This is a genomic window from Halococcus thailandensis JCM 13552, from assembly GCF_000336715.1.
Classification (GTDB): domain Archaea; phylum Halobacteriota; class Halobacteria; order Halobacteriales; family Halococcaceae; genus Halococcus; species Halococcus thailandensis.
This window is the reverse complement of the sequence record NZ_AOMF01000083.1, coordinates 1-280: the sequence shown is the minus strand read 5'-3', so window position 1 is coordinate 280 and position 280 is coordinate 1. Positions and strand designations below refer to the sequence as shown.

At 65.0% G+C, this 280-nt stretch carries 1 pseudogene; it reads left to right on the top strand.

Annotation, left to right across the window (positions count from 1 at the left end):
• Positions 1-280: pseudogene (locus C451_RS03390) on the top strand (Glu/Leu/Phe/Val dehydrogenase); the annotation flags it as partial.

Genomic DNA, 280 nt, shown 5'->3' with positions numbered 1-280 from the left:
GACGATCGCCGTGCAGGGGTACGGCAGCGTCGGGGCCAAAGCGGCCCGACTGCTCGACGACTGGGGCGCGGACATCGTCGCGGTCAGCGACGTGAAAGGCGTTCGGTACGAACCGGACGGGATCGACACCATGGCGGTCCCATCGTTCGAGGAGGAGCCGGAGGCCGTCACCGACGATGCCGACGAGGTGTTGGCACCCGAGAAGCTGTTCGAACTCGATGTCGACATGCTCGTTCCGGCAGCGATCGGGAACGTCATCACGAAACAGAACGTCCACGAC